General features: G+C 70.9%; 12 protein-coding genes, 1 tRNA gene and 4 pseudogenes. 9 read left to right on the forward strand and 8 right to left on the reverse strand.

Annotated elements, in window-relative coordinates; translation table 11 throughout:
• Positions 1 to 15: 15 nt before the first annotated feature.
• Positions 16 to 693, forward strand: coding sequence for a GntR family transcriptional regulator (locus tag ACH47Z_RS21405; RefSeq protein ID WP_399075853.1), 678 nt, complete (start codon positions 16 to 18; stop codon positions 691 to 693).
• 73 nt (positions 694 to 766) lie between these two features.
• Here ACH47Z_RS21405 and ACH47Z_RS21410 read toward each other — a convergent pair whose 3' ends face one another.
• From ACH47Z_RS21410 to ACH47Z_RS21430, 5 genes and pseudogenes are all read right to left on the reverse strand, one after another.
• On the reverse strand, positions 767 to 1,672 hold the full coding sequence (locus ACH47Z_RS21410) for an MFS transporter (RefSeq protein ID WP_399075855.1): 906 nt from the start codon (positions 1,670 to 1,672) through the stop codon (positions 767 to 769).
• On the reverse strand, positions 1,662 to 3,035 hold the full coding sequence (locus ACH47Z_RS21415; protein WP_399075857.1) for an MFS transporter: 1,374 nt from the start codon (positions 3,033 to 3,035) through the stop codon (positions 1,662 to 1,664). Before ACH47Z_RS21415 ends, ACH47Z_RS21410 begins: the two co-directional genes overlap by 11 nt.
• A gap of 114 nt (positions 3,036 to 3,149) precedes the next feature.
• Positions 3,150 to 5,303: pseudogene (locus ACH47Z_RS21420) on the reverse strand (acetate--CoA ligase family protein).
• Between the two features lie 4 nt (positions 5,304 to 5,307).
• Positions 5,308 to 6,540: a formyl-CoA transferase gene (gene frc, locus ACH47Z_RS21425; protein ID WP_399075860.1), complete on the reverse strand. Its 1,233-nt coding sequence runs from the start codon at positions 6,538 to 6,540 to the stop codon at positions 5,308 to 5,310.
• A 10-nt stretch (positions 6,541 to 6,550) separates the two neighbouring features.
• A pseudogene (locus ACH47Z_RS21430) lies at positions 6,551 to 8,232 on the reverse strand (thiamine pyrophosphate-binding protein).
• Between the two features lie 238 nt (positions 8,233 to 8,470).
• Between ACH47Z_RS21430 and ACH47Z_RS21435 the strand changes: the two are divergent.
• The 3 genes and pseudogenes from ACH47Z_RS21435 to ACH47Z_RS21445 all read left to right on the forward strand — a co-directional run.
• Positions 8,471 to 8,926: pseudogene (locus ACH47Z_RS21435) on the forward strand (ATP-grasp domain-containing protein); the annotation flags it as partial.
• A pseudogene (locus tag ACH47Z_RS21440) lies at positions 8,917 to 10,242 on the forward strand (aldehyde dehydrogenase family protein); the annotation flags it as partial. The pseudogenes ACH47Z_RS21435 and ACH47Z_RS21440, both read left to right, overlap by 10 nt.
• A gap of 175 nt (positions 10,243 to 10,417) precedes the next feature.
• Positions 10,418 to 10,502, forward strand: a tRNA-Leu gene (locus ACH47Z_RS21445).
• Here the strand turns inward: ACH47Z_RS21445 and ACH47Z_RS21450 are convergent.
• Both ACH47Z_RS21450 and ACH47Z_RS21455 read right to left on the reverse strand, forming a co-directional pair.
• Complete coding sequence (locus ACH47Z_RS21450; RefSeq protein WP_399075862.1) at positions 10,467 to 11,552, reverse strand: recombinase family protein; 1,086 nt, start codon at positions 11,550 to 11,552, stop codon at positions 10,467 to 10,469. The two genes, ACH47Z_RS21445 and ACH47Z_RS21450, sit on opposite strands and share 36 nt — an antisense overlap.
• Before the next feature lie 142 nt (positions 11,553 to 11,694).
• A complete protein-coding gene (locus tag ACH47Z_RS21455; RefSeq protein ID WP_399075864.1) occupies positions 11,695 to 11,826 on the reverse strand; it encodes a hypothetical protein in 132 nt (43 codons plus the stop codon).
• Between the two features lie 328 nt (positions 11,827 to 12,154).
• Here ACH47Z_RS21455 and ACH47Z_RS21460 point away from each other — a divergent pair, with 328 nt between their 5' ends.
• From ACH47Z_RS21460 to ACH47Z_RS21480, 5 genes are read left to right on the forward strand one after another with little or no spacing between them, the layout of a single operon-like run.
• Positions 12,155 to 14,083 (forward strand): maleylacetate reductase and hydroxyquinol 1,2-dioxygenase domain-containing protein, encoded by a 1,929-nt coding sequence (locus ACH47Z_RS21460; RefSeq protein ID WP_399075866.1) that lies wholly within the window; start codon positions 12,155 to 12,157, stop codon positions 14,081 to 14,083.
• A gap of 17 nt (positions 14,084 to 14,100) precedes the next feature.
• Positions 14,101 to 15,873 carry an FAD-dependent oxidoreductase gene (locus ACH47Z_RS21465; protein ID WP_399075868.1) on the forward strand — a complete coding sequence of 591 codons (1,773 nt, stop codon included), beginning with the start codon at positions 14,101 to 14,103 and terminating at the stop codon, positions 15,871 to 15,873.
• An 11-nt stretch (positions 15,874 to 15,884) separates the two neighbouring features.
• Positions 15,885 to 16,643, forward strand: coding sequence for a CoA transferase subunit A (locus ACH47Z_RS21470; RefSeq protein WP_399075870.1), 759 nt, complete (start codon positions 15,885 to 15,887; stop codon positions 16,641 to 16,643).
• Positions 16,640 to 17,287 carry a CoA transferase subunit B gene (locus tag ACH47Z_RS21475; protein ID WP_399075872.1) on the forward strand — a complete coding sequence of 216 codons (648 nt, stop codon included), beginning with the start codon at positions 16,640 to 16,642 and terminating at the stop codon, positions 17,285 to 17,287. The genes ACH47Z_RS21470 and ACH47Z_RS21475 overlap by 4 nt, the downstream gene beginning before the upstream one ends.
• A complete protein-coding gene (locus ACH47Z_RS21480) occupies positions 17,287 to 18,477 on the forward strand; it encodes a thiolase family protein (protein ID WP_399075874.1) in 1,191 nt (396 codons plus the stop codon). Before ACH47Z_RS21475 ends, ACH47Z_RS21480 begins: the two co-directional genes overlap by 1 nt.
• A 53-nt stretch (positions 18,478 to 18,530) precedes the next feature.
• Here ACH47Z_RS21480 and ACH47Z_RS21485 read toward each other — a convergent pair whose 3' ends face one another.
• The gene (locus ACH47Z_RS21485; RefSeq protein ID WP_399075876.1) at positions 18,531 to 19,400 is read right to left on the reverse strand and encodes a helix-turn-helix domain-containing protein; all 870 of its coding nucleotides are present in this window, start codon (positions 19,398 to 19,400) and stop codon (positions 18,531 to 18,533) included.
• Positions 19,401 to 19,781: the final 381 nt, after the last annotated feature.

Genomic DNA, 19,781 nt, shown 5'->3' on the forward strand with positions numbered 1-19,781 from the left:
AGGAGGGGGAGCGCGATGTTCTCGACCGGACTGCCGCAGGGGGCCGTGCCCAGGCTGGAACGCCCCGGCCCGCTGCGCGAGCGCGTCTACGAGGCCCTGCTGGAGCTGATCACCACCCGCGCGCTGCAGCCCGGCCAGCATCTGGTCGAGAACGAGCTGGCCGGGCATCTCGGTGTCTCCCGGCAGCCGGTGCGCGAGGCGCTGCAGCGGCTCAACACCGAGGGCTGGGTCGATCTGCGGCCCGCGCAGGGGGCGTTCGTGCACGAGCCGACCGAGGAGGAGGCCGACCAGCTGCTCACGGTCCGTACCCTCCTGGAGGCCGAGGCGGCCCGGCTGGCGGCGCTCAACGCCGACGCGGCGGGCGTCGAGGCCCTCTTCGACATCGTGAAGGAGGGCCGGACCGCGGTCGCCGACGACGACGTGCCCCGCGCGGTCGCGCTGAACGCGGCCTTCCACGCCAAGGTGATGGAACTGGCCGGCAACGCGGTCCTCGCCGAACTGGCCGCCCAGGTCGACCGCCGGGTCCGCTGGTACTACACCCCCGTGGCCAAGCTGCGCGGCGGCACCTCCTGGAGCGAGCACTCCGACCTGGTGTTCGCCATCAAGGAACGGGACGAGCAGAAGGCCGGCCGGCTGATGCGCGAGCACACCGAGCACACCCGGCACTCGTACCACCACCGCGACGAGTCCTGACCGGGGAGCATGGGTGTTCCCCCTCCGGTGATCGGTGTGCGGATCGTGGAGGGGGAGCCACCAGAGGTCGTGCTCAGGGCGCGGTCTGTGCATCCGAGGTCGGGACGGCCGTCGCCCTGCCCTCCCAGCCGGGTTGGCGCAGCAGCAGCGCGATCGCCGCCGCCACCATCGACACGCCGCCGGCCAGCGCGTAGGCGCCGTTGTAGCCCCAGGCGTCGACCACCAGGGAGCCGAGGCCACCGCCGAACAGGCCGCTGACGAGCTTGCCGCTGTACACCAGGCCGTAGTTGGTGGCGTTGTAGTTCTCGCCGAAGTAGTCCGGGGTGAGGGCGGCGAACATCGGGTAGAAGGCGCCGCCGCCGAAGCCGGAGAGGAAGGCGAAGAACAGGAACAGCCACTCGTTCCTGATGTCACCGGCCCAGATGACGCCGAACTGGGTGAGTAACCCGGTCTTCGCGCCGCGCCGTTCGGGGAACCACTTGCCGACCATGTTGATGCAGGTGGCGTAGATCAGCCCGGAGCCGACACCGCCCACGACACCGAAGCCGAGGATGGCCAGCCATACGTTGTGGAGGTGGGACAGGGCGAGGAAGCCGAGCAGACACATCCCGGCGCCGAGGAACATCGCGCGGCGGGCCGTGAGCAGGCCCCGCTCGCGCAGCCAGCCCGCCGGGAAGGCGATGCCGGCCTGGAAGAACACCCAGACGCTGAGGATCCAGAAGGTGTTGCTCTGCGTCCAGTGGTGTGCGGCGGACAGGGTGTCCTCCGCGGAGCCGTAGGCGTACTCCGAGACGCTGATGGCCATCATCGCGATCCACGGCAGGTACACCATGAGCCTGCGGGAACGGCCGAGTATGTCGCGGTCGGTCTCGCCGACGCGGTACACCCGCCCCCGGGAGTCGGTGACTTCGCGGTACGAGCGGTTCGCCGCGCCGGGATCGGTCGGCGTGTTCCTTGTTGCCATCGGATCAGCCGTCATGTCGGGCCATCTCCTCGCCGAGGGGGTGGGGATTGGGGACGATGCGCCGGGCGCTGAGCCTGCCCGGCGCTCTGAGGAACAGCGCCACCGCGGCGCAGCCCAGCCCGGTGCCACCGGCCGACAGGCAGGTGACACAGGGGTGTTGGGTGGCGGTCGCCATCGCCGCCGTACCGCAGCCGACGGCGACCGGCAGGAGCCAGGCGCCCGCGAGCAGGCCGTGGATGCTCGCGCTGTGGTTCTCGCCGAAGTGGTCCGCGGCCGGCGCGGTGACCGACGCCAGGGTCGTACCGCCGGCGGCCGCGGTGAGTGCGGCGCAGCACAACAGGAGGGCGGCGGAGTCGGTGCGGCCCGCGAGCCCTGTCCCCAACTGTGCGACGCCCAGCACCAGACAGGCCGCGACGAGGGCGGTGCGCCGCCCGGCACGGTCCGACCATGCGCCGGTCACGGCCACCACGGCACCGCCCGTCACGGTCACGGACCGCACCGACCCGGCGGAGACGCCCAGCTCCTGGCCGTACCGTGCCTGCTGGCAGAAGCCGAGCACCGTGACTCCTGCCGCTCCCAGCAGACACAGGCCCATGAGCCACAACACCGGTGCACCGGCTGCCTGTTGATGGCTGTGGTGGCGTACGGCGGGGGGATTCCGCTCTCGCGCGCGCCGGGCGACGCCGTCCGCCGGTACGGACCGCGGGTCGGGGCCGGGCGGCCACCAGTTGCCCGGCGGGTCCCGGAAGCGCCGTCCGGCCGTCCAGGCCGCCAGACACGCCCCGGCGCCCGCGGCCGCGAGCAGAGTCCGCGGGGCGGCCTCCCGGACGGCGGGAATCAGAAACGGTACGGCCCCTACGGCGAGCCCGCTCGCCACGAACCCCGTGGCCGCGCCCCGGCGTTCCGGCCAGCACTTGCCCGGCAGCGTCAGACAGGTCGCGTGCACCAGGCCCGCTCCGGCACCGGCCAGAACGCCGAACCCAAGCCGGGCTGCGGTGAGTTGAGGTGCGGCCGCGAGCGCGAGATACCCGAGCAGGGTGCCGAACGCCCCGCTCGTCATGGCCGCGCGGGCGGAGAGCCGGCCGCACTCCCTCAGGCGCCCGGCCGGGTGGGCGACGGCGGCCTGGGACAACGCCCACAGGCCCGCCGGCCACAGATGTCCGCCCCACCCATGGGCTTCACGGAGACCGGTCCGCGCCACGAGATACGCGTACGCGGCACAGCTGATCGCCGCGATGCCCGCCCAGGGCAGGAAGGCCATCCAGATCCGGCCACGGCCCAGCAGCTCGACGTCGCTCTCGCCGATCCGGTACACGCGGCCCCTGCGGTCCCTCACCTCCCTGCACAGCAGGACGGTGGGGAGATCGGTGGTTTCCATCACACGGTTCCACCCTCTGCGTCGAAAGTTCTGGCCAGCGCCCCCTGTCCATATGCCTTTCGTGCGCACACGGGTCCCGGGGCCGGCCGACGCGCACCGCCGGCCGGCCCCGCGTCACTCACCTCGTGAACCGCCCCCCAGCACTCCGGCCGCCCGCGCCCAGCGGTACTTCGCGCCGAGCACGGCCACCGGCTTCTCGGTGGTGTACGGGTAGGCCACGACCCCCCGCTCGAACAGGTACCGGCAGGCCTCCTCGACCTCGACATCGCCCGCGAGCGAGGCCACGACCGGCTTCTCGATCCCGCGCTCACGGAACTCGGCGACCACGCGCGCGGTCGGTTCGGCGAACACCATCGGCGGGGTGACGATCGTGTGCCAGTAACCGAGGACGAGCGCGTGGATCCGCGGGTCCTCCAGGCCCAGCCGGATCGTCGCCTCGTACGTCGACGGCGGCTCGCCCCCGGTGATGTCGACCGGGTTGCCGGCCGCGCCGAACGGCGGGATGAACCGGCGGAACGCCTCGTCCAGGTCGGCCGGGATCTCCATCAGGGACAGCCCGTTGTCGGTCACCGCGTCCGACAGCAGCACCCCGCTGCCGCCAGCCCCGGTGATGATCACCACGTTGTCGCCCTTGGGGGCGGGCAGGACGGGCAGGGCGCGGGCGTACTCCAGCATGTCGTTCAGGCCCGGCGCCCGGATGACACCCGCCTGCCGCAGGATGTCGTCGTACACCGCGTCGTCGCCCGCGAGCGCCCCGGTGTGCGAGCCGGCCGCCTTCGCACCCGCCGCCGTACGGCCCGCCTTCAGCACCACCACCGGCTTCCTCGGCACGGTCGCGCGGGCCGCCGCCACGAACGCCCGCCCGTCCTTGAGGTCTTCGAGATGCATGGCGACGCACACGGTGTGCGGGTCCTCGCCGAACCAGGTCAGCAGGTCGTCCTCGTCCAGGTCCGACTTGTTGCCGAGGCCGACGATCGCCGACACGCCCGTCTTCGTGGTGCGGGCGAAGCCCAGGACGGCCATGCCGATCCCGCCGGACTGCGAGGTCAGCGCCACCCCGCCCTTGACGTCTTACGGCGTGCAGAACGTGGCGCACAGGTCCTGCCAGGTGGAGTAGTAGCCGTAGATGTTCGGTCCGAGCAGCCGGATGCCGTGCCGCTCGGCGATCTCCACGATCTCCGCCTGGAGCCGGTGCCCGCCGGTCTCCGCGAAACCGGAGGGGATGAGGACGGCGTTGGGGATGTTCCTGCGTCCCACCGCCTCCAGGGCCGCGGCCACGAACCTGGCGGGAATGGCGAAGACGGCCACATCCACCTCACCGGGAACGTCCGTGACACTCTTGTACGCCTCGCGGCCCAGAATGTCATCGGCCTTGGGGTTCACCGGGTGGATCTCCCCGGAGAAGCCGCCGTCGACGAGGTTGCGCATCACCGAATTGCCGATCTTGCCCGGCTTGTTGGAGGCACCGATGACGGCGACGGAGGAGGGCTGCATCAGCCGGCGCATGGACGCGAGGATCTGGTCGCGGGTGTACGTCTTCCTCGGTACGGGCTGCCTCTCGGCGAGGATCACCCGGATGTCGGCCGTGACCGCGCCCTCCACCGTCGCGATCACCGGGTTGAGGTCCACCTCGGCGATCTCCGGGAAGTCCGCGACCAGTTGGGACACCCGCCGGATCTGCTCGGCGACCGCCCACCGGTCGACACCCGCCTGTCCACGCACCCCGCGCAGGATCTCCGCCGACCGGATGGAGTCGAGCATCGACAGCGCCTCGTCGGCCGACACCGGCGCGAGCCGGAACGTCACGTCCTTCAGCACCTCGACCAGCACCCCGCCGAGCCCGAACGCCACCACCTTCCCGAACGTGGGGTCGGTGACCGCGCCGACGATGACCTCCTGCTCCGGCGGCAGCAGCTCCTGCACCTGCACGCCCTCGACGCGCGCGTCCGCGTCGTAGGCCCGCGCGTTCGCGACGATCCGGTGGAACGCGGCCCGTACGTCCGCCGCGCCCTCCACCCCGACGACCACACCGCCGGCGTCGGTCTTGTGCAGGATGTCCGGGGAGACGATCTTCATCACGACCGGCCCGCCGAAGCGTGCCGCGTACGCCACGGCCTCGTCGACGTCGGTCGCCAGCTCCTCGCCGGGTACGGCGATCCCGTACACGTCGGCGATCACCTTGCCCTCGGGCGCGGTCAGCGCGGTACGGCCCTCGGCGCGCACGGCGTCGAGGAGCGACCGCACCTTCAGTACCCGGTCCTCGGCCATCACGTCAGATCACTCCGTTCGACTTCAGCAGGCGCAACTCCTCGTCGCCGAGACCGAGTTCGCCGATGTAGACCTCTTCGTTGTGCTCACCGAGCAGCGGTGAGCCGGTCACCTCGACGGGGGAGTCGGAGAGCTTGAGCGGGCTGCCGACCGTCACGAACTCGCCGCGCTCGGAGTGCGGGACGCGCACCACCATCTCGTTGGCGGCCAGCGAGGCGTCCTCGATGATCTCCTGGGTGGACAGGACCGGCCCGCACGGGATGTTGCGCGCGTTCAGCCGCTCCAGCACCTCCCACTTGGGGAGCGTGGACGACCACTCCTCGATCAGCTGGAACATCTTGTTCAGCTTCGGCAGCCGGGCCTCGGGCGTCGCCCACTCGGGGTCGTCGGCGAGCTCGGGCCGTCCGATGAGTTCGCTGACCGGCTGCCAGCCGACGGGCTGCACGATGACGTACACGTAGTCGTTCGGGCCGCCCGGCGCGCACTTCACGGCCCAGCCGGGCTGACCGCCGCCGGACGCGTTCCCGGACCGGGGAACCTCGGTGCCGAAGTCCTCGTTGGGATATTCGGCGAGCGGGCCGTGTGCCAGGCGCTGCTGGTCGCGCAGCTTCACCCGGCAGAGGTTGAGCACAGCGTGCTGCATGGCCACGTTGACCCGCTGACCGCGCCCGGTGTGCTCCCGCTGGTACAGCGCCGCGAGTATCCCCGCCACGGCGTGCACGCCCGTGCCCGAGTCCCCGATCTGGGCCCCCGTGGCCAGCGGCGGGCCGTCCTCGAAACCGGTGGTCGACATCGACCCGCCCATGGCCTGCGCGACGACCTCGTACGCCTTGAAGTCGGTGTACGGGCCGTCCCCGAACCCCTTGATGGAGGCATAGACGATCCGGGGGTTGATCTCCCTGATGCGGTCCCAGGTGAACCCCATCCGGTCGACCGCGCCCGGCCCGAAGTTCTCGACCATGACGTCCGAGCGCCGGATCAGCTCGGTGAGGATCTCCTTGCCGCGCTCGGTCTTGGTGTTGAGGGTGATGCTCCGCTTGTTGCAGTTGAGCATTGTGAAGTAGAGGGAGTCGACGTCCGGTAGGTCCCGCAGCTGCCTGCGGGTGATGTCGCCGCTCGGCGCCTCCAGCTTGACGACGTCGGCACCGAGCCAGGCGAGCAGTTGGGTGGCGGAGGGACCGGACTGGACGTGCGTCATGTCCAGGACGCGGATGCCGGTCAGTGCCTTGTTGGTCACCGGGGTCACCTCACTTGTACATGGTCTGGTTCATGGTTCCGGGGGCGTACGCGCCCGGGTCGACCCAGACGTTGATCAGCGACGGTTTGCCCGACTCACGGGCCCGGCGCAGTGCGGGGCCGATGTCGGCGGGGTCGCGGACCTCCTCGCCGTAACCGCCCAGCATCTGGGCGAACTTGTCGTACGCCACGTCGCCGAGGGTGTTGCCGACCCGCTCGCGCTCCGTGCCGTACTTGGCGGCCTGGCCGTAACGGATCTGGTTCATCGAGGAGTTGTTGCCGACGATGCCGACGAAGGGCAGGTCGTAGCGGACCAGGGTCTCGAAGTCCCAGCCGGTCAGCGAGAACGCGCCGTCGCCGAAGAGGGCGACGACCTCCTTGTCCGGGCGGGCCTGCTTCGCGGCGAGCACGAACGGGACGCCGACGCCGAGCGTGCGGAGCGGGCCCGGATCCATCCAGTGGCCGGGCGACTTGGGCTGCACGACCTGCCCGGAGAAGGTGACGATGTCGCCGCCGTCGCCGATGTAGACGGAGTCCTCGGTGAGGAAGTCGTTAATCTCGCTGACCAGCCGGTACGGATGAATGGGGGAGGCGTCCGACCTGAGCTGCGGCAGCCGCTTCTCGGTCGCCGTCTGCTCGCCGCGCGCAGCTCGTCCAGCCACTCCTTGCGCCGGGACGCACCGCCGTCGATGCGCCCGGAAGCGGCCTCGGTCACGGATGTCAACACCAGTCCCGCGTCGCCGACGATGCCGAGGTCGATGTCACGCTTCTTGCCCACGGTGCGGTAGTCCAGGTCGATCTGGACCACCGTCGCCTCGGGGGACAGGCGCTTGCGGTAGCCCATGCGGAAGTCGAAGGGGGTGCCGACGATCACGACGACGTCGGCGTGGGCGAACGCGTAGCGCCGGGAGAGCTGGAAGTGGTGCGGGTCGCCGGGCGGGAGGGTGCCGCGGCCGGCCCCGTTCATGTACGCGGGGATGTTGAGCGTGCGCACCAGCTCAACAGCCGCTTCCGTGCCCCGAGTTGTCCACACCTGGCTGCCCAGCAGGATCGCCGGCTTCTCGGCATGGACCAGCAGGTCGGCGAGCTTCTCGACCGCCTCGGGGTCGCCGGCCGAGCGGGTGGAGGCACGGTAGGCACCGGACTTCGGCACCCGCGCCCTGTCCGCCGGCACCTTCGCCTCCAGGACGTCGCGTGGGATCTCCAGGAAGGAGGGGCCGGGTGCGCCGTGGTAGCACTCGCGGAACGCCATCGACACCATGTCGGCCGCGCGGGCCGTGTCCGGGACCGTCGCCGCGAACTTGGTGATCGGCGTCATCATATCGACGTGCGGCAGGTCCTGCAGGGACCCCATCTTGTGCTGGGTGAGCGCGCCCTGACCGCCGATCAGCAGCATCGGGGACTCCGCCCGGAAGGCGTTGGCGACTCCGGTGACGGCGTCCGTCGTCCCGGGACCGGCGGTGACCACCGCGCAGCCCGGTTTGCCCGTGATCCGCGCGTACCCGTCGGCGGCGTGCGCGGCGACCTGCTCGTGGCGTACGTCGACGACTTCTATGCCCTCGTCGACGCAGCCGTCGTAGATGTCGACGATGTGGCCGCCGCACAGCGTGTAGATGCGGTCAACCCCCTCGGCCTTCAGCGCCTTGGCAACGAGATGACCGCCGGAGATCACGTCCTGGGTGTCGTCGGGCATGGCGAAGTCCTGTCCCTTTCGTAGGGGTTGGGCGGCTCGCGGTGTCCTGTATGCGTACTGCCGGATGTATGCAGTAGATTGCATACAGTCGACGAATACTGTATGAAGCCTGTCCCCCATCCCGGTGGGTGGTGTCCAGGGGGCGGACGCAGCCTTCGGTCAGCGGAGTCCGCCGTCTTTGCGCCAGGGGAGCCGCCCCCGCTCAGTTCTCAGAGCTTCACGCAGACAGGAGCCGCACATGGACCTGTACGAACACCAGGCACGGCAGCTCTTCGAGGAACACGGCATCCCGGTGCCGAGGGCGGAGGTCACCGACTCACCCAAGGAAGCGCGGGAGATCGCCCGCCGGCTCGGCGGGCGGGCCGTGGCCAAGGCGCAGGTGAAGGCCGGCGGTCGCGGCAAGGCCGGCGGGGTCGAGCTCGCCGCCGACCCCGCGGCCGCCGAACTGACAGCACGCCAGATCCTCGGGACGGACATCAAGGGTCACACGGTCGGCACGGTCATGCTGGCCCAACCGGTCGACATCGCCGAGGAGTTCTACGTCTCCTACGTCCTCGACCGCGCCGCCGGAGGCTTCCTCGCGATCGCCTCCGCGCAGGGAGGCATGGAGATCGAGGAGGTGGCCGCGCGTCGGCCGGAGGCCGTGGCCCGCGTCCCCGTCGACCGGGCCGAGGGCGTCACCTCCGCCACCGCGCCGCGCTCGACCAGCACCGTGCCTGGCGGCACGTCCCGCTGCCCGAGCGGCGGGCCCGGACCGCCGCGACCCTGGACGCGCTCGCCGCCCACCGTGAACTGCTCGCCCTGCTGCTCGTCTGGGAGATCGGCAAGCCCTGGCGGCTGGCCCTCGCGGACGTGGACCGGGCGATCGACGGCGTGCGGTGGTACACCGACGGCATCGAGGCGAGGCTCGCCGGACGGGCCCCGCTGGACGGGCCGGTCTCCAACATCGCCAGCTGGAACTACCCGATGAGCGTGCTCGTGCACGCCATGCTCGTGCAGGCCCTGGCCGGCAACGCCGTGATCGCCAAGACCCCCACCGACGGCGGTGTGGCCTGCCTCACTCTCGCCGCGGCGCTGGCCGCCCGCGAGGGGGCGCCCGTGACGCTGGTCGGCGGCAGCGGCCGGGAGCTGAACCAGGCGCTGGTGCGGGCACCGGAGATCGGCTGCGTGTCCTTCGTCGGCGGCCGCGACACGGGCGCCGCCGTCGCCACCGCCGTCGCCGACCTCGGCAAACGGCACATCCTGGAACAGGAGGGCCTCAACACCTGGGGGATCTGGGACTTCTCCGGCTGGGAGCGGCTGACCGCCGTGATCCCCAAGCTCTTCGACTACGGAAAGCAGCGCTGTACGGCCTACCCGCGTTTCGTCGTCCAGCGCTCCCTCTTCGACGCGTTCCTGGCCGCCTATCTGCCGGCGGTCCGTTCTGTCCGCGTCGGCCACCCCCTCGCGGTCGCGGCCCCCGCCGACCCGCTCCCCGACCTCGACTTCGGCCCCCTGATCCAGGCGGCCAAGGCCAAGGAGCTCACCGGCCAGGTCGCCGAGGCCGTCGACCGGGGCGCCGTACCGCTCTACCGGGGCCGGGCGGACGGGGCGCGTTTCCTGCCCGGCCAGGACACCTCCGCCTACGTCCACCCGGTCACCCTCCTCAATCCGCCGCCCTCCTCTCCGCTGCACCACGCGGAACCCTTCGGGCCGGTCGACACGATCGTCCTCGTCGACACCGAGGCCGAGCTGCTGGCCGCCATGAACGCCTCCAACGGCGCGCTGGTCGCCACCCTCGCCACGGACGACCGGGCCGTCTACGACCGGCTCGCCCCGCAGATCCGCGCCTTCAAGACCGGGCAGGGGGTGCCCCGTTCCCGAGGGGACCGCGACGAGCTGTTCGGCGGCTTCGGCGGATCCTGGCGCGGCGCCTTCGTCGGCGGCGACCTCCTGGTGCGCGCCGTCACCCGGGGCCCGGCGGGGGAGCGGCCGCCCGGGAACTTCCCGGAGTACCAGCTCATGCCCTGACCCTCACGCGGTGCACACGGGATCTCGCATTCCGCATACCCCCGCGATCCCGGCGTCCCGGTCGCTCCGGGCCGCCGCCCAGGGCACGGATATGCAGGTGAAAGGCACTCCGAAACCTTGGTATTGTTGTCCATGTCGCCGCGGGGAACACCCCCGGAAAGGCGGCAGACACCTAGTCCGGGTGGCGGAATGGCAGACGCGCTAGCTTGAGGTGCTAGTGCCCTTTATCGGGCGTGGGGGTTCAAGTCCCCCCTCGGACACAACGATTGACGATACGGTGACGAGGGCCTCGACCTAAAGGTCGCGGTCCTCGTTGCGTGTTCGTAGCTGATAGTGATGCCCAGGGCCTCGTACAGGGGGCCCTTCTTGTCGGCGGCAGCGGTCTGGATGCGCTGTGCAATGTCTCCAAGACTCTCAGTGATCTGCCGGATCTGTCGCGCGTCGAGCGGGGATTGCTTCTTCCGGGGGACGGCGGGGTGCGCGTCGAGTTTCTTCTGTGCCGCGTCCTTGTCCCGCTGGGCCTCGTTGATCCACTGGGTGACGACGGCGGGGTCGGCACCGGCGTCGAGGGCTGCCTGGTAGCGGGCGAGCCGCCGCTCGCACTCCTTGATCGCCTGGCGTGCTTGGGCCTGCTCGGGGGGCTGGGGCTCTGCGGCGCTCGCTGCGGCGCTGGCGAGGGTGAGCGCTTCGATGGTGGCGGAGAGCCGGTCCGGGGCGAAGGCCCGGGCGATCCACCGGTCCAGGGTCTGGCACACGATGTCTTCCCGCAGGTAGACGGTGCGCGGGTGGGTGAGGTCGGGGTAGAGGGCGGCTTCTTCCTCTTTGAACTCGCAGCGGTAGTAGACGCGGCTGCGGATGGTGGCGGGCTGCATCTTGCGCCCGCACAGGCTGCACCGGACCCGGCCGCGCAGGGCGTAGGGGCGCGCTCCCCGCTTACCGGCGCGCTCCTGCCGCCCCTGGTTGCGGGCGCGCTGCGTGCGCACGGTGCGGGCGGCATCGAAGAGATCGGGGCTGATGATCGCTTCGTGGGCGGGCTCAATGGAGTGGATCCACTCCTCGGGCGGGTTGTGGGTCATGTGGGTGCGGTGGCCGAGGGTGACGTCGTCGACGTCGAGGAGGCGTTCCTCTTTGCGCTGCTTGTTCCAGACCTCGTGGCCGGTGTAGCGGGGGTTGAGGAGGATGGCACGCACGGCGCCCTGCTGCCATGCGGTCTTCTTGCGGTGCGGGTTGCGGGTGGCGTCGTGGGCGGAGGGGCAGGGGACGCCTTCCCAGCGTCGGCGGCAGCACGCCGGTGTCGGCCATCGTGTCATCTACGACGGGCGGTGGCGTGGCCGGGGCGCCTGCGGGACGACATCCTGCCGAGCATGCCGGCGGCTGCGAGGCGTTCCGGCTCTCATCTGCCCGGGCGCTGTTTTGCATCAGGACCCCGATGTTCGCCGCCTGCTGCCCACGTCAGCCGAGCGGGCTGATGCTGTCGCGCCGGGCGGCCGGGACCGGGGCGTACGTGCGGACCCTGATGGTTCCGAGGGTGTCACCGGCCTTGTTCACCTCTCCCTGGGCGATCTCAACCGCTGTGGTGAGCACGGCGTCCTCGGCGACCGCAAGGAGGGATGGCGGTCCGTGCCGCCGTATGGGGAGCGGTCTCCGACGCGATCGGTCTGGTTCCACCCTGGTGGTCTCCGCTGCGGTGCTTTCTCCCGCGCAGCTTCCAGCTGCCCGGTCGATCCGGCGATCTCCGCCTGGCACTCATCAGCGTTTCGACGCACGCCCCAGGTCCGCCGGAGACCCTGCGACACATGCGTGCTTTGTGCAGTGCAACGCGCTGATCGTGCAGGAACTCACCCGGACGCCCTTCGCATACTCGGTGCCCGAGCTACCGACACAATCCCCGATGACGCGGAGGCCGAGCTCAGTGCGAACATTCGTGTACACATCCCGTCCCTCGCGGGTCGTCTTCGGTGCCGGCACGGTGCGCCGGGTCCGCGACGAGGCCGAGCGGCTGGGCTGCTCCCGGGTGCTGCTGCTGTCCAGCCCAGCCCTGCCGGAGGCCTCTGCGCGAGTCCGCCGGACCCTCGGCGACATGCTGGTGGCGGAATTCGACGGCGCGGCCATGCACACCCCGGTCGAGGTGACAGAGCAGGCGCTCGACGTGCTCACGCAGGCCTCCGCCGACGGCATCGTGGCCATCGGGGGCGGTTCGACGACAGGCCTGTCAAAGGCGCTCGCCCTGCGCACGGACCTCCCGCAGGTGGTCCTGCCGACCACGTACGCGGGCTCCGAGGTGACCCCCGTGCTCGGCGAGACACGGGACGGGCGCAAGGTCACGCAGTCCTCCCCGTCGATCCTGCCCGAAACCGTCGTCTACGACGTGGACTTCACCCTCACTTTGCCGCTGCCCATGACGGTCACCAGCGGTGTCAACGCACTCGCGCACGCCGTCGAGGCCCTGTACTCCTCCGACGCCAACCCGGTCACCGACCAGCAGGCCCTCGACGCGATCTCCCGCATCGCGCGGGCGCTGCCCCGCCTGACCGCCGACCCTGCCGACCCGGAAGCGCGCGCCGATCTCCTGCATGCGGCCTGGCTCGCCGGGACCTGCCTCGCCACCGTCGGTATGGGCCTGCACCACAAGCTGTGCCACACCCTCGGCGGCAGCTTCGATCTGCCGCACGCCGAGACGCACACCGTCGTCCTGCCGCACGCCATGGCCTACAACGCGCCCGCCGTCCCGGGCGTGATGCGTCGCATCGCCGACGCCCTAGGTGTGCCGGACGCCCCGAGCGGCGTGTACGACCTGGTCGCATCCCTGGGCGGGCCCACCTCGCTGCGCGACCTCGGCCTGCCGGAGTGGAGCCTCGCCCACGCGGCCGAACTGGCCGTCTCGACGCCCTACCCGAACCCGCGGAAGCTGACCGCCGAGGACATGGCGGAGTTGCTGACCGACGCCTGGCACGGGCGCCGCCCCGAAGGCCCTCCGTCCACGGAAGCGGGGCTCGCCCGCCTCACCGAACAGGTGGTGGCCAGCTTCGCGAGGGCCCCCGAGCCCCGGGTCCGTACCCTGCTCAGCGACCTCGTCCGGCACCTGCACACCTTCGTCGCCACCAACGACGTCACCGATGCCGAATGGCAGTACGCCATCGATTTCCTCACCCGGACCGGACAGCTGTGCAGCCCGACCCGCCAGGAGTTCGTCCTGCTGTCGGACACCCTCGGTGTCTCCAGCGCCGTCGATCTGCTCACCAACTCCCGTACCCCCACCACCACACCGTCCGCGGTGCTCGGCCCCTTCTACGTGGAGGGGCCGCCCGAGGCCGCGCACGGAAGCGACATCTCCGGCGGGTTGCCCGGCATCCCGCTCTGGGCGGACGTGCGGATCACCGGCACCGACGGCGAGCCCGTCAAAGACGCGGTCGTGGACGTGTGGCAGTCCAACAAAGAGGGCTTCTACGACGTCCAACTCCCCGATCTGGACGGACCGGTACTCCGTGCCCGGTTGCGCACCCACGCCGACGGGCGGATCAGGTTCTGGTCCATCCTGCCCTCGGAGTACCCGATCCCCGACGACGGACCGGTCGGGCACATGCTCGGCGCGGTGGAGCGTCATCCCTACCGGGCACCCCATCTCCACTTCATGATCGACGCACCCGGCCACCGCCGGCTCGTCACACAGCTGTTCGTGTCAGGCGGCGCCTACCTGGACAGCGACACCGTCTTCGGCGTCAAGGACGAGCTCGTCGTCGACTTCGCGCCGCAGACTGGCCCCACCCCCGACGGCCGCCAGGTCGAGGGGCAGTGGCGCCGCCTCGACTACACCTTCCGCATCGCCCCCCTGGCCGACTGACCGAGGAGCGTCCACCGATGACATCCACCGACGCGCACCACACCTACGACACCGATGTCCTCGTCGTCGGCAGCGGCCCCGCCGGCGGCTCGGCCGCCCTTGCGCTGGCCACCTACGGCATCCGCACCTTGCTGGTGACGAAATACGGCTGGCTCGCCAACACCCCGCGGGCACACATCACCAACCAACGCACCATGGAAGTGCTGCGCGACCTCGGCGTCGAATCCGAGGCACTGACGTTCGGCAGCCCGTCCCACCTCATGGGCGACACGGTGCTGTGCACCTCGCTGACCGGGCAGGAGATCGGCCGCATCCGCAGCTGGGGCACGGGGCCCGCCTCGGCCACCGAATACGCCTCGAAGAGCCCCTGCGAGATGATCGACCTGCCGCAGACCTACCTGGAGCCGATCCTGGCGAGCAACGCGGCGTCTCGCGGCGCCAAGGTCCGCTTCGACACCGAGTTCATCGGCTTCACCCAGGACGCCGATGGCGTCACCGCCTCCCTGCGTGACCGGGTCCGCGGCGACGAGTTCACCGTGCGGGCCCGCTACCTGATCGGCGCGGACGGAGGGCGCAGCACGGTCGCCGAGCAGCTCGGCCTGCCCTTCGACGGGCGCATGGCCAAGGCCGGCAGCATGAACATCGTCTTCAAGGCCGACCTCACCCGCTACTGCGCCCACCGGCCCAGCGTTCTGTACTGGGTGCTGCGGCCCGGGGCGGAGACCGGCGGCATCGGCATGGGCCTGGTCCGTATGGTCCGTCCGTGGAACGAGTGGCTGCTGGTGTGGGGTTACGACATCGAGCAACCGCCGCCGGAGGTGGACGAGAAGGCGGCGCGGCAGATCGTGCGTGATCTCGTCGGTGACCCCGACCTGCCGGTCGAGATCACATCGACCTCGCTGTGGACGGTCAACCACAGCTACGCCACGGTGTATTCGTCCGGGCGTGTCTTCTGCACCGGCGACGCCGTGCACCGTCATCCGCCGTCCAACGGGCTCGGCTCCAACACCTCCGTCCAGGACTCCTACAACCTCGCCTGGAAGCTCGCCATGGTGATCCGCGGGGAGGCCGGAGAAGCGCTGCTCGACAGCTACACGGCCGAACGTGCTCCCGTCGGGCGGCAGATCGTCGAGCGGGCCAACCTCAGCCGTGACCAGTTCGGCCCGATCTTCGAAGTGCTGGGCGTCGGCGGCGGCAGCGACGAGCAGGCCATCGCCGAAGGACTCGCGGCGCTCGGGGCGCAGACGCCCGAGGCCAGCAAGAAGCGGCGCCTTCTCGAAGAAGCGATCCAGCTCAAGAACTACGAGTTCAACGCGCACGGCGTGGAGATGAACCAGCGCTACGCCTCCTCGGCGGTGCTTTCCGACGACGGTCCCGCCGAAGTCTGGGCGCAGGACGCCGAGTTGGTGGCCCAGCCGACCACCCGGCCCGGCGCGAAGCTGCCGCACGCGTGGCTCGTCGACGCCCACGGCGAGCGTCTGTCCACGCTGGACGTCATCGGTGACGGCACCTTCACCGTGCTGACCGGCCTGTCGGGCGGCGTCTGGGACACCGCCGCGACCGCCTGCCAGACAGAGCTCGGCGTTCCGCTGCGGGTGGTGCGCATCGGCCACGACAACTGCCGTGACGCGTACGGCGAATGGAGCCGAGTCAGCGAGATCGCCGAGGACGGCGTGCTGCTGGTGCGCCCCGACGGCTACGTCGCCTGGCGCCGCGCCACCGCATCCGAGAGCGCTCAGTCGGCCCAGGACGAGCTGCTCGGCGCACTGCGCCGGGTGCTGGACCGGTAGGAGAGAGCGGTATGGACAAGGTGATGGCCACGGCCGAAGAGGCCCTGGCGGACGTGACCGACGGACGGTCGTTCGCCGTCGGCGGCTTCGGACTGAGCGGTGTCCCCGAGGTGCTCATCGGCGCCCTGTACGAGAGCGGGGCGAGCGGTCTGACCGTGGTGTCGAACAACTGCGGCGTGGACGGCCGTGGCCTCGGCATCCTGCTGGTCGCGGGCCGCATTGCCCGGGTCACGGGCTCGTACATCGGCGAGAACAAGGAGTTCGCCCGCCAGTACCTCGCGGGCGAGCTGGAGGTCGAACTGACGCCACAGGGCACGCTCGCAGAGCGGCTCAGGGCGGGCGGCTGCGGAATCCCGGCCTTCTACACCCCGGCCGGCGTCGGCACGCAGGTCGCGGAGGGCGGGCTGCCGTGGCGGTACGCGCCGGACGGATCCGTCGCCATGGCTTCGCCGCCCAAGGAGGTACGGACCTTCCATGGCGTCGACCACATCTTGGAACACGCCATCACCACCGACTTCGCGCTGGTCAGGGCCGCGCGCGGAGACCGGCACGGCAACCTCGTCTTCCACCGTGCGGCACGCAACTTCAATCCGCTGGCCGCGATGGCCGGGCGCATCACCGTGGCCGAAGTGGAGGAACTGGTCGAGCCGGGAGCACTCGACCCCCACGACATCCATCTGCCCGGGGTGTTCGTCCAGCGTGTCGTGGCGCTGACCCCCGAGCAGGCGGCCGACAAGGGAATCGAGAAGAGGACGGTGCACGAGCGATGAGCTGGACCAGGGACGAGATGGCAGCGCGCGCTGCGCGCGAGCTGCGGGACGGCGACTACGTCAACCTCGGCATCGGCCTGCCCACCCGCGTGGCCGACCACCTGCCGACAGACATCGACGTCGTCCTGCACTCGGAGAACGGCCTGCTCGGCGTCGGACCGTATCCGTCACCCGACGAGGTCGACGCCGACCTCATCAACGCGGGCAAGGAGACGGTGACCGTGCGGCCGGGGGCCTCCTTCTTCGACTCCTCGCTGTCCTTCGGGATGATTCGCGGCGGCCACATCGACACCGCCGTCCTGGGCGCGCTGCAGGTCTCGGTCCGCGGCGACCTGGCCAACTGGGCAGTTCCCGGAAAGATGATCAAGGGCATGGGCGGTGCGATGGACCTCATCCACGGCGCCCGCAGGGTCGTCGTACTGATGGAACACACCGCCAGGGACGGCAGCCCCAAGATCGTCGAAAACTGCACCCTGCCGCTGACGGGCCGGGCCTGCGTGGACCGGATCATCACCGACCTGTGCGTCCTCGACATCACGCCGACCGGACTCCGGCTCGTCGAAACCGCCCCAGGTGTGACGGCCGACGAGATCGCCGACCTGACACCGCTGACCTCCCACCCCAGTCCTGCAGGGAGCCACTGATGATCGAGAGACCGCGTGACGTGTACGTCGTCGACGCCGTGCGCACCCCTTTCGGCCGCTACGGCGGCGCCCTGGCGGGCGTACGCCCCGACGATCTCGCCGCCGGTGCGCTGCGCGCCCTCCTGGACCGCAGTCCCGACCTGGACCCGGGGCGCATCGACGACGTGCTGCTCGGAAACGCCAACGGAGCGGGCGAGGAGAACCGGGACGTGGCCCGGATGGCCGGGCTGCTCGCAGGACTCCCGGTCACCGTGCCGGGCGCCACGGTCAACCGGCTGTGCGGATCCGGCATGGAGGCAGTCGTCCAGGCGGCCCGCGCCATCGCGCTCGGCGACGCGTCCATTGCGGTGGCCGGCGGCGTCGAGTCCATGAGCCGCGCGCCGTGGGTGTTGCCGAAGCCGGAGCGTGCCTTCCCGACGAAGGACCAGCAGCTGTACTCGACGACACTCGGCTGGCGGATGGTGAACCCGCGGATGCCGGCGGAGTGGACCATCCCCCTCGGCGAGAGCGCGGAACTCGTCGGCGCCAAGTACGCCGTCACCCGGGAGGCACAGGACGCGTTCGCCCTGGCCAGCCACCGCAACGCCGCCCGCGCCTGGCGTGAGGGCAGGTATGCGGGAGAGGTCGTCCCCGTCGAGGGGGTGGACCTGCCCCGTGACGAGGGCATCCGGGACGACACCTCCCTGGAGGCCCTCGCCCGGCTCAGGCCGGCCTTCATCGCGGACGGCACGATCACAGCCGGCAACGCCTCGCCGCTCAACGACGGGGCGGCCGCGCTGCTGCTCGCCGACGAGGAGGGGCTCGCGGCGACCGGCCGCGAACCACTGGCGCGGGTGCGGGCGGCGGCGGTGACGGGCATCGAGCCGCAGTACTTCGGGCTCGGCCCGGTGGACGCGATCCGCAGGGTGCTCGGGAAGGCGTCGGTCGCTCCCGACGAACTGCACACGATCGAACTCAACGAGGCGTACGCCGCACAGGCTCTGGCCTGCCTGGCCGCGCTGCCCGAACTCGACCCGGAGGTCGTCAACCCGCGCGGTGGCGCCATCGCCATCGGCCATCCGCTGGGAGCCTCGGGCGCCCGCATCGCCGGCGCGGTCGCGCACCAGTTGGCCGCGGCGGGATCCGGGACTGGGCTGGCGGCTCTGTGCATCGGGGTGGGCCAGGCACTGGCGCTGGTCCTGGAACGCTGAAGCCGTCGCCACGGGCGGTGGGGGCAGGGGCCCCTTCACCTCTGAGCCAATTCTCAGCCCGCGCGGCGCAGGGTGGCCGGGGTGGTCCCCAGCCTGGCGCGCATCGCTCGTGTCAGGTGTTCCTGGTGCGAGAAACCGCATTCGACCGCCACCTGCCCGATGGGAGCGGAACCCGTGCGCAGCATTCGGCATGCCTGCTCCAGGCGCAGCGCCAGCAGGTACTGGTGCGGCGACTGTCCGGTGCTCGCCCTGAACTGCCGGGTGAACTGGCTGCGGCTCAGTGAGGCGGCGGCGGCCAGATCCGCGATCGGCAGTGCCTCGGCGAGCCGCTCCTCCATGAGCTCCCTGACCGCCACGAGCTGCCGGTCGCTCAATCCGGACGGGCCGGGAGGCGGCTCGGCGGGCGCGGCAGCGTGCCGCCGTACGAGCTGTGCGGCGAGCATGCCGGCGAGGTGGTCGACGTAGGTGCGTGCCGACGGCTGCCAATCCCGTGCCACCCCCGCCAAGGCCAGGACGAGCTGTTCGGCCAACGGATCGACGGCACCCAGGTCCTCGGACAGCTGGACCGGCCGCCCGTCGTTGGCCTCGCGCAACGCCTCGTCGCTCAGATAGGCATGCACGGTGTCGAGCCGGCCGCCGAGTTCCACGGACAGCGTTTGGCCAGCTGGCTGCACGAACAGCCCACCGCGTGGGACGGCCCGCGACCGCGCCTTCGGCCCCTGGCCCCTGCGGACGGTCACCGGTCCGCTGAGATGCAGGATCAGCAGGTGGGTGGGGGCCGGTTCGAAGTGAGCGCGGTAGGGCTGTTCCTTCTGGCAGGAGAGGTACAGGTGATCCCAGCCGAGCCCTGTGCTGCTGTGCTGTGGCTCTACGCCGGGCTGCCGCAGGATGCCCAGCGTGTCCGCGAGTCCGAGCTCTGCCACGGTACGACCTCCTTGCAGCACCTCGCCGGAAATTGAATTGTAAACTAGATTGCTGTGTCGAGGACAGGCATGGTTCCGCGCACCCGGCTCCCGCTTCCGGCATCCGGGTCAGCCTGAACCGTCGGGCCACCTCCCGGTCGCCGGCTCCGGCCTCGATCGGATCGGCGGCTGCGAGCCGGACTTGCTCTCGCCGGGCCCGTTCCTCGGCCGTCAGCCCATCGCCATCGGGGTACCGCAGGGCCTGTTGCGAAAGTGCTGGTCATAGCCAATCGGCAGGTGGCCGTGGCGACGGCCAGTCTCGCCTTCTCGGATCGATGAGCCCGAAACGCCGTTGCCGCGCGACTCAGGTGTCGAGGAGTTCCGGCACGAAGATGTCCTGGC

The organism is Streptomyces sp. NPDC020192 (assembly GCF_044388685.1).
Taxonomy (GTDB): Bacteria; Actinomycetota; Actinomycetes; order Streptomycetales; family Streptomycetaceae; genus Streptomyces.